12 protein-coding genes are annotated in these 13,892 nt (G+C 69.4%); 2 read left to right on the top strand and 10 right to left on the bottom strand.

Features of this window, described 5'->3' with window-relative positions; all coding sequences use genetic code 11:
* Positions 1 to 25: 25 nt before the first annotated feature.
* From ACQEVC_RS20715 to ACQEVC_RS20690, 6 genes are read right to left on the bottom strand one after another with little or no spacing between them, the layout of a single operon-like run.
* On the bottom strand, positions 26 to 670 hold the full coding sequence (locus ACQEVC_RS20715) for a hypothetical protein (protein WP_432879987.1): 645 nt from the start codon (positions 668 to 670) through the stop codon (positions 26 to 28).
* On the bottom strand, positions 667 to 1,425 hold the full coding sequence (locus ACQEVC_RS20710) for a hypothetical protein (RefSeq protein ID WP_432879984.1): 759 nt from the start codon (positions 1,423 to 1,425) through the stop codon (positions 667 to 669). Before ACQEVC_RS20710 ends, ACQEVC_RS20715 begins: the two co-directional genes overlap by 4 nt.
* Positions 1,425 to 2,654, bottom strand: coding sequence for a hypothetical protein (locus tag ACQEVC_RS20705; protein ID WP_432879981.1), 1,230 nt, complete (start codon positions 2,652 to 2,654; stop codon positions 1,425 to 1,427). The genes ACQEVC_RS20710 and ACQEVC_RS20705 overlap by 1 nt, the downstream gene beginning before the upstream one ends.
* On the bottom strand, positions 2,651 to 2,947 hold the full coding sequence (locus ACQEVC_RS20700) for a hypothetical protein (RefSeq protein WP_432879978.1): 297 nt from the start codon (positions 2,945 to 2,947) through the stop codon (positions 2,651 to 2,653). Before ACQEVC_RS20700 ends, ACQEVC_RS20705 begins: the two co-directional genes overlap by 4 nt.
* Positions 2,948 to 2,975: 28 nt before the next feature.
* Complete coding sequence (locus ACQEVC_RS20695; protein WP_432879975.1) at positions 2,976 to 7,349, bottom strand: FtsK/SpoIIIE domain-containing protein; 4,374 nt, start codon at positions 7,347 to 7,349, stop codon at positions 2,976 to 2,978.
* A 48-nt stretch (positions 7,350 to 7,397) separates the two neighbouring features.
* Positions 7,398 to 7,694 carry a WXG100 family type VII secretion target gene (locus ACQEVC_RS20690; RefSeq protein ID WP_318394547.1) on the bottom strand — a complete coding sequence of 99 codons (297 nt, stop codon included), beginning with the start codon at positions 7,692 to 7,694 and terminating at the stop codon, positions 7,398 to 7,400.
* A 204-nt stretch (positions 7,695 to 7,898) separates the two neighbouring features.
* Here ACQEVC_RS20690 and ACQEVC_RS20685 point away from each other — a divergent pair, with 204 nt between their 5' ends.
* Both ACQEVC_RS20685 and ACQEVC_RS20680 read left to right on the top strand, forming a co-directional pair.
* Entirely contained in the window at positions 7,899 to 8,609 is a 711-nt protein-coding gene (locus tag ACQEVC_RS20685; protein ID WP_432879962.1) for a hypothetical protein, read from the top strand.
* A gap of 46 nt (positions 8,610 to 8,655) precedes the next feature.
* A complete protein-coding gene (locus tag ACQEVC_RS20680) occupies positions 8,656 to 9,201 on the top strand; it encodes a response regulator transcription factor (RefSeq protein ID WP_432879959.1) in 546 nt (181 codons plus the stop codon).
* Positions 9,202 to 9,219: 18 nt separating this feature from the next.
* On the opposite strand, the gene ACQEVC_RS20675 is transcribed toward ACQEVC_RS20680, so the two are convergent.
* From ACQEVC_RS20675 to ACQEVC_RS20660, 4 genes are all read right to left on the bottom strand, one after another.
* Complete coding sequence (locus tag ACQEVC_RS20675; protein ID WP_432879957.1) at positions 9,220 to 11,142, bottom strand: BTAD domain-containing putative transcriptional regulator; 1,923 nt, start codon at positions 11,140 to 11,142, stop codon at positions 9,220 to 9,222.
* A 14-nt stretch (positions 11,143 to 11,156) separates the two neighbouring features.
* Positions 11,157 to 11,423, bottom strand: a complete 267-nt coding sequence (locus ACQEVC_RS20670; RefSeq protein ID WP_432879955.1) for a hypothetical protein — start codon at positions 11,421 to 11,423, stop codon at positions 11,157 to 11,159.
* Positions 11,424 to 11,534: 111 nt separating this feature from the next.
* Entirely contained in the window at positions 11,535 to 11,807 is a 273-nt protein-coding gene (locus tag ACQEVC_RS20665; protein WP_432879952.1) for a hypothetical protein, read from the bottom strand.
* A 457-nt stretch (positions 11,808 to 12,264) separates the two neighbouring features.
* Positions 12,265 to 13,512 (bottom strand): glycosyltransferase, encoded by a 1,248-nt coding sequence (locus tag ACQEVC_RS20660; protein WP_432879949.1) that lies wholly within the window; start codon positions 13,510 to 13,512, stop codon positions 12,265 to 12,267.
* Positions 13,513 to 13,892 lie beyond the last annotated feature (380 nt).

The following is a 13,892-nucleotide window of genomic DNA, read 5'->3' as shown; positions in this document are numbered from 1 at the left end:
ACCACTGTTGACTTCGTTCCTTCCGTCAGTTGCCGGACAGCTGCCCGAGCAGCTCGTCCTCGGTGGGGACTTCGGCATGATCGACCCAGCGCAGGGTGCCGACGACCATGTCGAACAGCAGGACGATGGCCTGCACCGGATCGGCGTCGACGTCACCGTCGGTCAGCACGGTAAAGGTCAGGACCCCCCAGACACCCGGCGCGTCGGGGGCCGCCACGAGGTAGTTGACCCGTACCGCCGGCGCCTTGCGTTTGATGGGGCTGCTGTCGACGATCTGGCGGATCCGGGCGGCCGGGCAGGCGCCGATCTCCAGCGTCATCCCGTCGGAGCCGGCGTCGGCGAGGACCGAGTCCAGCACCAGCTTCGGATCCTGCGGCGGGGCGGCGTCCTCGATCACGGAGAGCACGAGCGTGCCGGGCAGCCGCATGCCGTGCATCTCCTGCACCGGCAGCACCACCGCCCGAGCACCGTGTCGCTCGGCCTCGTCGGTCGCCTCGGTGAGCTCCTTGCGCAGCATGCGCCGCCACGGTCCGGCCTTGTCCCGCGGCAGCGTGTCGGGCAGGGCGTGCCGGACGATCGCGTTGATGGTCCGTTCCCGGACCCGGCTGAACCCGGGCGTGGTGGGTATCTGCACCCAGCCCTCGGGGACGATGAGCTCGAAATCGATCACGAGGGGTCCTGCCCGGTCTCCAGTACGAACCGCAGTGGCGGCACGCCGTCCTCCGGCTGGGCGGCGAACTGGGCGGCGATCATGTGCATCACCGCTTCCACCCCGGGGCCGATCACCGCCAGTTGGTCCATGGAGGTGACCTGCGTTGTCAGCAAGACGTCGACGTCCCCCGCCTGCGTCCCGGGAGCGGACCGCCCCTCCAGGCGCAGCGCCGCGTTGACCCGGCCGTGCAACGCATCGCCCACGGAACGGGCCAGCGCGAGCACCCGGATGCCGTCGCCATGGTCGGTGGTCACGTAGTCGACGTTCGGTTCCCGTATGTCGTTGTCGAAGCCCTCCGCGCCGACCATGGCCATCAGGTAGGCCGGGTCCTCGCCGCGTGGCCGGCGGAACTCGGCCAGAACGACGAGCGGAAGCCAGCGTGCCTCGTCGCCGAGGAACCCCGCGCCCCAGATCAGGCGGCAGTTCCGGGGCAGGTCGTCGGCGCGCTCCAGCAGATCGCGCGCCACCGCCGACCCCATCTCGCCGACGGTGAACGGGAACTCCTCCACGGCGTCGGCGGGCCAGGCGGCCCGGGCGGCAGCCACCTTCTCGCCCACCCAACTGTCCAGCTGGCTTGCCACGTACTCGGTCCAGGCGGTCCGCTCCGCGACGTCGCTGCCGGTGGCCGGCACCCAGTCCCAGAGCCAGGACACCTCGAAGGGCGTGGCCGGACCAGCGCTCGTCGTCGACCGTTCGCCGAGCTGTGGTCTCATCACGCGCCCTTGAGCGACTCGTGCTTGGTTGCCAGCATGCCCGCGATGATCAGGCTCGCGATGAGGTTGAACAGTTGGTTCAGCGTGCCCCAGCCTGTCAACACGAATCCGAGACCTTTCGAGATGAGGCCGCTGAGACTGGGCAGGCTGTTCAGGAAGCCCACGTTTTTCCAGGCGCCCAGACCGAGGTCGGCCAGCCACTTTCGCCAGGTAGCCGAGCCGAACAGGCCGGTCAGCCAATTCTTCGCGACCTCGAAGAAACCGGGCTTGGGTACGATTCCCACGGAAGGCGCGCCGATTTCGATCAATGGAATCACGGCGCCTTCCTCGTTGAATGCCCACCCCGCGAACTTGAACGCCGACGAGAAAAACGACGGTAGTCCTTTGTATATCCAGCTCAAGGTACTGATCAGTTTGGTGATCTGGCCGGCGGCCAGGCTGAGACCGGCGAACCCGAGCCCGAGGGCGTCGAGAACGACGCTGAGCACACTGCCCTCACCACCCGCCAATAGCACGACATCGGCTATCAGAAGGCCGGTAGTCACAACGGCGCCGGCTATGACGACAGAAATGGCTGCGGGAACGGCGAAGGCCACAGCGGCCAGAAACATGGCGATGCCCCCGAGGACCCTGCTGATCCACTGGAAGGCGACCATGACCCGCCAGTTGATTTTGTCGGTCAGCCCGTCGTCGTACTTGTCGCAGTTCACCGCGTCGCCGAAGGACTTGCCGGCCCGGTCCAGGTCGTCCAGGGCGCCGGTCAGCCGGTTCTTCGCCGCGGTGATCCGCGAGTTCGCCTCGTCCTGCGCGCGCTTCTTGTCGTCGTCCTTCTGCTGCTCCTCCGGCGGGATCGTGCCGTCCGGACCCTTCTGCGGGTCCGGCATCGCGTTCGCCCTGGTCAGCTGGGCGTTCCCCTCCTCCTCCTCTCCGGTGGCAGCCGCGACCTCGTCCATCGCATGCTGCAGGGGCTTCTCGTACTTCTCGATCTCGATGGCGACGTCGCGGTAGCGCACCGCGGCCTTCCTCAGGCTGTTCCTGATCGACTCCGCGTCCTTCTTGAGCGGCCCGACCCACTCTCCCCGGAGGCCTTCCTCGCCGGCGTACATGATCTTCTGAAGGTTGGTCACCGCGTCGTCGATGGTGGTGGAGATGTGCTGATAGCGCTTCCGTGCGGCCTCGATCTCGGTGAGGTCGGCAGCCTTGAGAGTCTGGAGGCGGCCGTCGCTCACTTCCCCTCCTCGAGGCTGGCCGTCATCTTCTGCTCCGCCTCGGCCCACCCCTGGTCAGCGCCCTCCACCGATTCACGGAACTTCTTCATCGCCTCGACCATCTTGTTGCGGCTGCCCGTCCAGTTGTCGGCGAAGTCACCCATCGACAGATTCGCGTTGAGCTGGCCCCACTGGCCCTTGAACTCGTCCTGGAAGTCCAGCGCGCCCTCGAACTGGCTGATCAGCTCGTTGAGGTCCCCGGCCAGCGCGTCCAGGTCCTTGACCACGATGTCCTTGCCCACGATGCCCTTCATCACATCACCGCTTCCACTGTCGTCGTGTTCATCCGCCGACCCCCACCGGCTCCAGCAGAGGTATCTGAACGGTCTGCAAGGTGCCGTCGCCCAGGTGCACCCGGGCAACCCCGGGCACGACCTTCTCGGCTACGGCGGCCCGGGACAGCCGGGCACCGACCAGGTCTCCGGCACCCACGGTCGGCGGGGAGAGCAGCGCGCCACACCGGTTCTTCTTCACCTCCACCTGCCAGCCGGAGAAGCCCATCGCCACCGAGGAGACCTCGCCAGCGATGATCACGGCACGCCGGGTCCCGGAAGCCTGCCGGATCAGTTCGCGCATCCAGTCCCGGGCGCGGAAGTCACGCCACCCCTCGGCATCGTCGATCAGCAGGGCCACCGGTCCGTCACCCGGATCCACGAGGGCGGCGAAAACCTCCGCCTCCGGGTTGGCGTCGGTGATGATCCCGCGTACCCCGGTCCGCCCGGCCAGATTCCGCAGCGGCGATCGCAGCGGGGCGCCGATGACCAGTTCCGTCCCGCCGCGCAGCAGCGACTCCGCCATCACCGCGAGCGCGGTGCTGCGACCGGAGCGGGACGGACCGGCGACCAGGAAGGTCGGCTGCTCGTTGAGCAGATCGATGCCGAACGTCGCCAACTCGTCGCCACCGACGCCGATCAGCGCCCAGCCCGGCCGTGGCTCGTCGACGGATTCCCAGGCCTGGTCAAAGGTCAGCTCGGTCGGCATGACGGCGATCCTGCCGGGGCGCAGCGCCTTCTGGACGGCCGCCTCGCGTTCGGTCAGCCGGGCCGCCAGCGCGTGCATCGCGGCGACCTGCGCCGGACCACTCGGGTCCGCGCCCACCAGGGCGACCTGCACCTCGACAGCACTGATCGCACGGTAGCCACGACCGGGCGGCATGTTCTCCGGGATCTTCCGCGGGTTGAGCCCGGCCAGCGTGGCGTCGCTGCGGTCGGAGAGCCGCAGCACCAGCTTCTCCTCGCAGAGCGAGGCCATCCGGCCGCTCAGCAGGCTGTGGTCACCCGCCACGATCAGGTGGACGCCCGCGCTGGCGCCCTCCCGCAGCAGGGTGTGCACGATATCGGTCAGCGCTCCGCCGTCGTGCTCGCTGAGGGTTCCCATGAAACCCTCCCAGCGGTCGAGCAGCAGCAGGATGTGCGGCAGCCGCTCGGTAGCGGGACCGGCCGCGCGTTGCTCGGTCAGGTCGGCGAACCCACCCTCGCCGAACACCTTCTGGCGGCGCTGCACCTCCTCGTGCAGGCGGCGCAGCAGGCGGCCGGCCCGTTCCACATCGGTACGCTGCACGACCGCCCCGCAGTGCGGGAACCGGGTGATCGGCAGCAGCGCGCCGTTGCCGCAGTCCAGCCCGTACAGGTGCAGGTCGGCCACGCTCGTGGCGAAGGCAGCCGCGGTGGCGATCGTGCGCAGGGCCTGCGACCGGCCCGATCGGGGAGCACCGACGATGTGCAGGTGGCCGAACGTGGACAGGTCGATCGTCATCGGCACCTGCTGCTGCGTCTTCGGTAGGTCCTGCACCGCCCAGGCGAACGACGGCTCGCCCCGGTCGTCACGGAGCGGCTCGACGGGCAGGTCCACCACCGACACCGTCGGCAGCGGCGGCAGCCAGGGACGGCGCTGGGCGGGCACGCCGAGCATGTCGTTCGCCTGCCGGATCGTCGACACCAGCACCGACAGGTCGGTGGCCTCGTCGCTCTCGACCGCGCCCCGGGGCCGCTGCGGCACCGGCCGGCCCAGGTCCAGCCAGCCCACCGGGTGCAGGAACGGCGCGACCACGGCATCGGGCCGGTTCTGCTGCGGTCGGCGGCCACCGATCCGACCGGACTGGAACGGGATGAGCGAGCTGTGCCCGAGCCGGGCGTACGCGCGCCCCGGGTTCGTAGCGGAGATGCTCGCCGCCTCCCGGGCGTCGATCACGTCGGCGCTCTCCCCGGCGTCGGTCACCCGCAGCGCCACCCGCAGGTTGGTGTTGGCGCGGATCTCCGCGGACACCACACCGTTCGGGCGCTGGGTGGCCAGGATCAGGTGAATGCCGAGCGACCGGCCGCGCTGGGCGATGTTGACCAGTCCGGTGACGAAGTCCGGCAGTTCCCGGGCCATCGAGGCGAACTCGTCGATGACGATCAGCAGCCGCGGAATCGGCTCCGGCACCGGGCGCCGGGTGGAGTAGTCGACGTAGTCCTCGAGGTCCTTGGCACCGACCGCGGCAAGCAGGTGCTCCCGGTGCGTCAGCTCCGCGCCGAGCGAGGCGAGGGCCCGCTCGACCAGGTGAGCGTCGAGATCGGTGACCATGCCGACGGTATGCGGAAGGTCAACGCAGTCCTTGAACGCGGCGCCGCCCTTGTAGTCGACGAGGACGAAGTTCATCGCGTCGGGTCGGTTCACCACGGCGAGCGACGCCACCACCGTCTGCAGGAACTCCGACTTGCCGGAACCGGTCGTACCCGCGACCAGGCCGTGCGGACCGTGCTGGACCAGGTCGAGCGCGAACGGGCCGTCCAGGCTGTAGCCGACCAACGCCCGCGTGCTACGGGGGGAGGCGGTCCACCGGGCGTTGACCGCGGCCACCGACGGGTTCTCCATGCCCAGCACCTCGAGCAGGCGTGCGGAGGCCGGCAGCGCCGCATCGCCGTAGGTGTCGCTGACGTCGCGGACCGGGGCGAGGCGCCGTCCCGTGAGCGGGAACCAGTCGTCGATCACTTCGTCGACCCGGATGCCCTCGATCGTCGCGGCCCGCTGCTGCCGCAGCGTCGTGGGCAGGCCGTCGCCGCCGACGACCACGGTCGTGCACTCCTCCGGAAGGGTGCGCTCGTCGCTGTCCACGCAAATGAAGTAGACGCCGACGGCGGGGCCGCCCAACAGGATGGAGACCACGCCGGGCAGGGCGCGTAGCCGCCGGGCACCGTCCAGCACGACGACCACGTCGGGGTCGCTGGTCAGCACGCCGGACCCGGCGTTCAGGCGGGCCTGCCGCCGGGCTTCGATCAGCTCGATCAGCTCGGCGATCCGGCGGGCGATCGTCTCGGCGTCCGTGCCGAGCAGTGTCAGGGTCTGCTGCCCCAGCAGCGGACGGGTGTGCGGCAGCCAGGCGGCCCATTCCCACAGCGCACCGCCGTCCGGATCGGTGAGCAGGTAGAGCTGCACGTCACGGGGGCTCTGTGCGACCGCCAACTGCCCGGCCATCCAGCGCGCCAGCCGGCGCGGCCACTCGCCGCGCCCCGCGACACCGACGACACCGGCCCGCACGATGGAGAAGGCGACCGGTACGTCGGTCAGGTAGCGAGGTTCGGTACGTCGGTCCAGGTCTGCCGCCTCGACGGTGATCATGCTGGGCAGGTCGGCGATGCCGATCCGGACCACGAGGTGGTCCGGATCGGTGCGGCGGCGCTCCCACAACCGCGCCCGCGGCCCGGTGGCCACGATCAGCAGTTCGGCCGGATCGGGAGTGGCGACCCGGCGATCGTGGCGCTCCAGGACGATCGTCTCGGCGATGTCGGCCTCGATCGCGGCGACGCGCGCCCGATGTTCGGCGATCTGGCTACGGTGGCTGCGGTTGCCCTGGCGGCGCGAGGTCAACCAGTTGGCGATCACCATGATCGGCGACATCGCCGCGAACATCAGGTAGATCGGGTTGCGCAGCACCAGGGCCATGACGCCGCCGAACGCGGCCGGCAGCGCGGCGGCCAGCCACGGCAGGGCGTTCGGCGTCCCCGGCTTCGGCTCGGCCGGCAGCTTGAACTTGTCGCGCCGGATCGGCGGCAGCAACCGCGGCGGACGGTTGTAGTCGAGGTACTCGCTCTCCGGCGAGGGCTCGATCACCGCGTCCGGGCAGAGAACCGGGTGCGCCTCCAGGGCGGTGCCGCCGGCGGTCAACTGTGCGGTCTCCCGCCAGCCGACCTCACCGGCGGCCAGGTCCTCCCGGTCCAGCAGCAGGCCGCCGCTGACAGCCCGGACGTGGACCTCGGCGTCGAAGGTAACCCGGGCGACGGCGGCCACCTCCGGCACGTCGTCGGCCAGCCGGACGGCACAGTGCGGGGCCGAGCCGATCCGGTGCTCGCCCGGACCGAGCGACCAGATCCGCCCGGCACCGGCACCCGTCACGGCTCGGATGGTGACAAGACCGCCGGTGGTGTACGGGGCCGGACCGGGGCCGCCGACCCACAACACCGAGCCGTCGTACACGCCACTGGTGGACAGCGGCAGGTCGAGTTCGAGCGGCCGGTCGTCGAGGTAGACCAGGCCCGGGAACGGGCCGTGCGCGGCGTACGACGGATCGAGACTGTCCAGCAGGTTCTTGACGATGTCCCGCACCGGGGTGGCGGGATCGGCGTCCACGACCACGTCGGCCGACCACGCCTGCGGCGACGCGAGGGTGATCAGCATGCGCACGGCGTACCCCTTTGTTGCTAATTCAGCGAGCCGGCGATTCTGTTATTTGTTCAGCGAGCCGGCGAGCTCGGTGTCCATGGTGCGCAGCGCCTCAACCGCCTTGTCGAGCCACTCGGAGAGCAGGGTGAGGCTCTCCATCACCTCGGTCGCCGAAGTGACGAACTCGGTGTGGACCTCGTCGAATCTGCCGGACGCCTGGTCGGTGACGAAGCCGGAAGTGGTCAGGTTGTTCACGATGGACTTGCACTCGTTCAGCCGAGCGTCGATCTCGTCCTTGTTGTTGCGCATCCGGGTCGCGCTGTCCGACATCTCCGCGTAGGTGATGTTGAGGTTCGCCATCGGGTCGTCCCTTCGAATGGTGCGAGCCGCGCTATATGGCCGGCCCGGCGATAAGCAACGCGGATCAATATAGAAAAGCCTGCGATCGCGGTCCAGTCGGAGTACACGATTGTGGGCCCCTAGGCCCAAGACCATTGTTGACAGCCGGCACCGGGCCACTGACGATTGACTCTCCGGTGAGCCGAACGTTTCGAGGAGTGGACGATGAGTTACGAACGGTCCGGCGCCTGGACCGTCGACCATGCGGTACGCGTCCTCGCCACCGGATGCGCCCAGCGGCACCGGCCCGTACCCGCCGTTGGCGCCGTGGTCCTGGGCCCGGAGTCCGTGGTGTTGCGCCTGGCCACCCCGGACGAGGCGGCACCGCCCGGCTGGACCGTGGCGCAGTGCGGCCGTACCTGGCTGTCGTCCCTGCACTGGTTGCGAACCGCGGCGGTGGACGACCGGATTCCGGAGCCGTATCCGCTGCTGGTCTCGGCCGGTGTGATCGACGGCGGCCGGCTGCTGCTCAACCTCGCTCAGCCGAACGGCCTCACCAGCATCGAGGGCGATCTTGGGCTCGCCCGGAGCCTGGCCCGGTCCTGGTCACGCCGGCTCGCCATCAGTCCCTGGGCGGCCGGGGCCCGGGTGATCCGGGTGCGCTTCCCGCACGACCCCGACTTCGCCGGGTGGAACGTGTCCCGACTGGCGGAGGCGGCGCCCGTGCTGGACGAGCCGGAGGGCGGGATCCTGTTCTTCGCCGACCGGCCCCTGGGACGCGACCTCTACCAGGTCGACCGGCTGCTCAGCGAGCCGGCGCGGCGCTGGTCGGTGGTGGCCGTCGGTGCCGACGACGCGACCTGGCGGTTCACCGTGGGCATGGACGGCACCGTCGACACGGGACTACTGGCGGAGCCCGTACGTCTTCGCACGTAAAGCCGTATGAAGCATTCGTGAAGCGGACCGCACCAGACTGGCCGGCATGACCACGGTTCCTGGCACACCGGGCGAGCCCGGCAACCGGGTGCGCATCGCGATCTCCAGCCCGGAGATCCTCGCCCACATCCGCCACGAGTTCGCCAGCAAAGGCTTGGAGGTACAGATCGACGGCCTGCCCGCGGTCGACGTGGTGGTCACCCCGGTCGCCGGCGCCGCAGCCGGCGCGGGCACCCGCGGCAAGGCCGTCAACCGACCGGTCAGCCCGCAGACCCGGCACCGGGATCCGGCCACCGCCCGCTACCGGCTGGTGCTGATCCCGGCTGGCCGGCTGGGCCCCACGGCCGGCAACCTGGCTGGCAGGACCGGAGCAGCGTGCCGACCGCTGTCGCCGCGCGAGGCTGAGGTCATGGACTCGATCAGCCAGGGTATGCGCAACGCCGATATCGCCGCCCTGCTCCGGGTCCAGCAGAAGACCGTGAAGAACCACGTGAACCGCATCTTCACCAAGCTCGGCGCCCGCAGCAGGGTCGAGGCGGTGCTGATCTGGCAGCGTACCCGGGTGCCTAGCCGTCGTTCGTCGAGTCCATGACCTCTCCAGCGTGGGCATTCACAGGTCGGCGAAGAGGATCGGAGGGATTCGCTGTCCCGGCGGTTCGATCGACATGGCGGGGCCGTCGCCGGTCCTGGAGAGCGCGCCGTCGCCGGTCGTCTTGGAGAGCGTGATGCGATACCGGGAGAGGACCCGTGCCAGGGCGTCGAGCCGTTCGTCGGGCGCAAGCTCACCGGCAAGCTCCGCGGCGTACGCCCGGACGAGGGCGTGCATCGTGAACCGGTCGTCGTTGCGTTCCAGCAGGGACACCGCGTACAGCTTGTTCAGCAGGGCCGACGCCTGCTGGAGGCCGAGACCGAACAGCGCCGCCGCGGTGTGCCGGGTCAGGTTCGGCCCGGGGAAGATCCCCAGGAGCCGGAACGCCCGGGCCGCGTCCTCGCCGAGCGCCGCGAACGACCAGGACAGCACAGCGCGCACGGAGCAGAACGCGTCATCGGCCAGTTGCAGCGTGTCCAGCCGGTGCCGGACGTTCTCCAACTTCGCGACGAGATCTCCGATACCGGCGCCCACGGTCGACACGACCTGCTCGGCCGCGATCTGCAGAGCCAACGGTGACCGGTCGCACAACGCCGTGATCAGGCGGGCGGACTCCGGCTCCGCCCGTACCCGGTCCTCCCCGATCAACGTGTCGAGTAGGCTCAATGACTCCTTCTCGCTCAGCGCACCGAGCGAGATCCGGCGGGCGGCGTGCCGGACGGCCAGTCCCGAGAGCCGGTCGCGGCTGGTCACAATGACGAAGCAGGTGTCACCGCCGGGCAGCAGGTCCTCGACCTGGTCGACGGATGCGGCGTTGTCGAGGACCAGCAGCATGCGTTTGTCGGCCAGCATGCTGCGCCACAGCGCGACCCGCTCCTCGTGCCCGTCTGGGGCGTGCCGGGCACCGATGGAGGTCAGCAGCCGGTGCAGGGCGGCCTCAGGAGTCGGTGCGGGATGCGACGGATCGAACCCGCGGAGATTGATGTAGACCTGCCCGTCAGGATAACTGTCGCGCAGCATGTGCCCGCCGCGCACGGCGAGCGCGGTCTTCCCGATCCCGCCGACCCCCACGATCATGACGATCCGCCGTCGCGGCGACGGCCTGCCGGCCGAACTTCGCATCAGGGTGAGCAACTCGGCGGTCCGTCCGACGAAAGCATCATTGTCGTGCGGGAGCTGGGCCGGCCGAATCGTCCCACCGGGCGGCCAAACGCTCCGGTGATGGTCGTCGGCCAGGATCTCGGCATAGCTGGCCTGGGTGGCCTGTGACGGGCTGATACCCAGGTCAACGGCGAGCCTGCGGCGCAAGTCCTCGTACTGGGCCAGTGCCTCGGCGGTGCGGCCGGTGCGGTGCAGCGCGGTCATCAGCACACCGCAGAGCCGCTCGTCGAACGGATGGGCCGGAACCTCGACGAGCAGCCGGCCGATCACCTCGGGAAGCATGCCGGGACGGGCCCGTTCGGCGTACTCGATCAGCAGCCGCAACCGCAGCTCGTCCAGCCGGACACGGGCCTGCGCGACGAATGGCCCCGGCACCCCGGCGAAGGGAACCCCGCCCGTCCACGGCGCAAGCGCACGCTCGTACCCCGCCAGCGTGCCGCTGGCCCGCGCCCGCCCGGCCAGATCCTCGGCCACGGTGACGTCGAACATCTCCCGCTCGAGCAGCAGGGAGTAACCGGCCGGGCCGCTGACCAACCGGTCCTGCACCGGCCCGAGGGCGCGGCGGAGCCCGGAAAGGTAGGTGTGCGCACTCCCCGCGGCCGTGGCGGGCACCGACTCGCCCCAGACCCGGTCGACGAGCTGTCCCCGAGACACGGTCGCGCCGGCGCACAGGGCCAGCACGACGAAAACGGCACGCTGCTTGGGCGGGCCGAGGTCGATCTCGTCGCCATCGACGAACGCCCTGACCGGTCCGAGCCCTTCGACCCGCAGGCGGCCATCCACCGCACCCGCCGCCACTAGCACCCACTCCCCGCGGTCACACCCGAAGCGGCAGCATGCGGGAAATCGGGGTCCGCTCGACCGACCGTGGCCAGCACCGTGTCGCGGTCGGCCGGCCGGTAGGCGTCCTCGTACGCCTCGGCTTGGCCGCGCCGGGTGATGAACCGGGGCGGCACGTCCCCGTGGCGGTGCAGGTAGTTCAGTGCCATCCGACTGGGCAAGGCATCCGCGCCGACGGCGGTGACGGCGTGCTCGATAAAGTAGGAACGCACCTGCACGGACATCGGGTGATGCCCCCTCACCTCGCGGTAGCAGTGATACCACTGTATTGCGTAACGACGATGTCTTCAAGGCGTTACCAAACCATTGTTACTTGCGCTACCAAACGGTCGCCGTCAGGGACGGCGTGCACCGGACTCATCGACGGCGGACGGCGTGCCGACCGGTGGTACCTCCGCCGGTCTTTCGAGGCGTCCGGTGGCGACGATTCTGGCGAAGGCGTGGGTCGCGCCGGCCTCGGCGTCGGCGACCAGCGCGCCGCTGCCCTTGAGCTGGCTCTGCCACCACGAATCGCCGACCGGCGTCGGCCCGCCGCACAGGTCAGGCTCTCCCCCACCCTCGTCGTCCGGCGCACCACCGCCCCGCCACCCGCACTGAACCTTTTTCAACCTCCCCTTGCGGTCCCTCGGAGCGCGAGGTCGGACGCGGTGTGTGAGCGCCGCGCGGTTCAGGTTGAAAAAGGTTCACTGTAGGTGCACCGCAGCCGCACCAGCGGGGGAACGCCCTGGACCCCCGCCCGCTGCCGTCGTCCGCGCCGACGACGACAACGCCCTCTCCGCCGCGGTCGGCTGATCCAGCAGGTACGCCAGGTTCCTGCTACTCCACCAAGGCCAACCCGCAGGGTGCGAGACGATCACGGGTAACGTTACCGACGCTGAGGCCGGGCAGCATCCCGTAGCGCGACGACACGGTGGGCACGAAACCGGGGAAGGCGTGCAGCGTCGATCCGAAAGAACCGCAACGTCCGCACCGGTCAAGCTCGACTCCCGCTCCGGCGGGTGTAGGACGGCGAGGTCTCGATGTACTTCCGGGCTCCGTTGTCCAAGGTTCGGAATGGATACATTCCTAACCCACCCCTACGCCCGGGGGCGTCTCCCAATCAGGGGGATGCCATACGGAGCACCCGATCCGGTTTGCTTCGCCAAGAATCCGCTGTCCGTGTGCCTTCCAGAGGCCACGAAGGCGCGAAGTGATGACAACGCGGTCGACTGACACGCCGGGTAGCGGTGTCCTGATTCCGAGCGCTCGCCGAGCGGGATGCCCAGATGGACACCCGCTATTTGTGGCGTGATGATCGACGTAGAAGTCGTCGAAGTCGAACGCATGATGCGGGTGCGCCGGATCCGGCCGCCATCGGCCACACCCGAGGATCGCAGCGACATGCCCGGCCGGGAGGTCCCGCAGTGCGGAGTCGATCTCCTCGTCGACCGACAGGTCTCGGCTCGCATCCGCCCATTCGTGCACGGCGAGCCACTCGTCATCGAGCGACCAGGTGTAGTCGTCGAGCGCCCAAGCCCAGTAGAGCTCAAGCACTGGATCCCGGTGCTTGGTCAGGAACCTGCGAATGTTGCGCTCGTTGCTGGCCCGGTTGGCTTCGCTGCTCCGCTCGTGCGGTGTCTCGATCGCCCACGCTAGCCTGCTCATCCGCAGCGACGTGCCACGATGATGCAGCCGATAGCCGAACTCCAGGTCTTCCATCCCCCAGCCGCAGAACTCCTCGTCGAACCCGCCCACCGACCAGAAGTCCGCCGCGAACACGGCGAAGTTCAGCGACCAGAACCGCGTCCACGGCAGCGCATATCGGCCGAGGTCGGCGTCAGCTTCGGCCGGCAGTGTCTCCCGAGCATCCTGGAACGACGCCTCCGCGCTGTACCGATCGCGCACGTCTTGCGCGGACATAGTGCGCAGCGCCTGCGCGAGCCCGGGCGTCGATGCCTCCGAAGCAGAACCATGGGTGTAGCCAAGAACGCAACGCCCGGGTGCGGTGCTGCGGCGGTAGGTGCGCACCAGCTCCGGGCCGGCCAGCACACCGGTGTCCAGGAACGCGAGCACCGGCGCGTCGGCATGGGCCGCACCGGCATTGCGTGCGGCTGCGGCCCGGAAGCCCAGATCCTCCTGGAAGGTGTACTTGAGACGCAGCCGGGTCCGGAATGACCGTACCAACTCGGCCGTGCCATCGTCGGAACCGTCATCCGACACGATGACCTCGAAGTCATCCCGCGGCGCGGTCTGAGCCACCAGGCTCTCGAGCGTCAGCCGCAACAGGTCGGCCCGGTTGTAAGTCGGGATGACAACGGAGACAACCGGCTGCATGACTAGCACCCCACCGCCGGGCGCTTCTGGTCCGGCGGCTCCTGCTGCGCCTGCGCCGCAGTGGCCACCAGGCCCGGCCGGACTACCCCGACCACCAGCCCAGCAGCCGGCCAGGCCGAAGCCCGGCTACGAGTTAACGACGGGACGGACAAGGCACTACCTCACAAACCAACGGACCGGCGGTTACGTCGTGGCGGTGAGAACCGCCGTACCGCTCACACGGTACGGCGGTGGGGCTTGAACAATGCTTGCAAGATGCTTGAAGCCGCAGCCCAGCGAGGCCGGCGTGCTTGCTTTCCTGGAACACCGAAGCGGTCGGACGTGAAGATCAAGATACGGCGACGACCGACCACCCAACACAGGCGTTGTTCACGCGGCGA

This window comes from Plantactinospora sp. CA-294935 (genome assembly GCF_050936445.1).
Lineage (GTDB): Bacteria > Actinomycetota > Actinomycetes > Mycobacteriales > Micromonosporaceae > Plantactinospora.
This window is presented reverse-complemented; position numbering and strand designations above follow the sequence as displayed.

Excerpts from the sequence above, each read along its gene's own strand:
- ACQEVC_RS20660 (WP_432879949.1), bottom strand. The coding sequence starts at position 13,512 with ATGCAGCCGGTTGTCTCCGTTGTCATCCCGACTTACAACCGGGCCGAC.
- ACQEVC_RS20700 (WP_432879978.1), bottom strand. The coding sequence starts at position 2,947 with ATGAAGGGCATCGTGGGCAAGGACATCGTGGTCAAGGACCTGGACGCG.
- ACQEVC_RS20695 (WP_432879975.1), bottom strand. The coding sequence starts at position 7,349 with ATGCTGATCACCCTCGCGTCGCCGCAGGCGTGGTCGGCCGACGTGGTC.
- ACQEVC_RS20670 (WP_432879955.1), bottom strand. The coding sequence starts at position 11,423 with ATGTCCGTGCAGGTGCGTTCCTACTTTATCGAGCACGCCGTCACCGCC.
- ACQEVC_RS20690 (WP_318394547.1), bottom strand. The coding sequence starts at position 7,694 with ATGGCGAACCTCAACATCACCTACGCGGAGATGTCGGACAGCGCGACC.
- ACQEVC_RS20680 (WP_432879959.1), top strand. The coding sequence starts at position 8,656 with ATGACCACGGTTCCTGGCACACCGGGCGAGCCCGGCAACCGGGTGCGC.
- ACQEVC_RS20710 (WP_432879984.1), bottom strand. The coding sequence starts at position 1,425 with ATGAGACCACAGCTCGGCGAACGGTCGACGACGAGCGCTGGTCCGGCC.
- ACQEVC_RS20685 (WP_432879962.1), top strand. The coding sequence starts at position 7,899 with ATGAGTTACGAACGGTCCGGCGCCTGGACCGTCGACCATGCGGTACGC.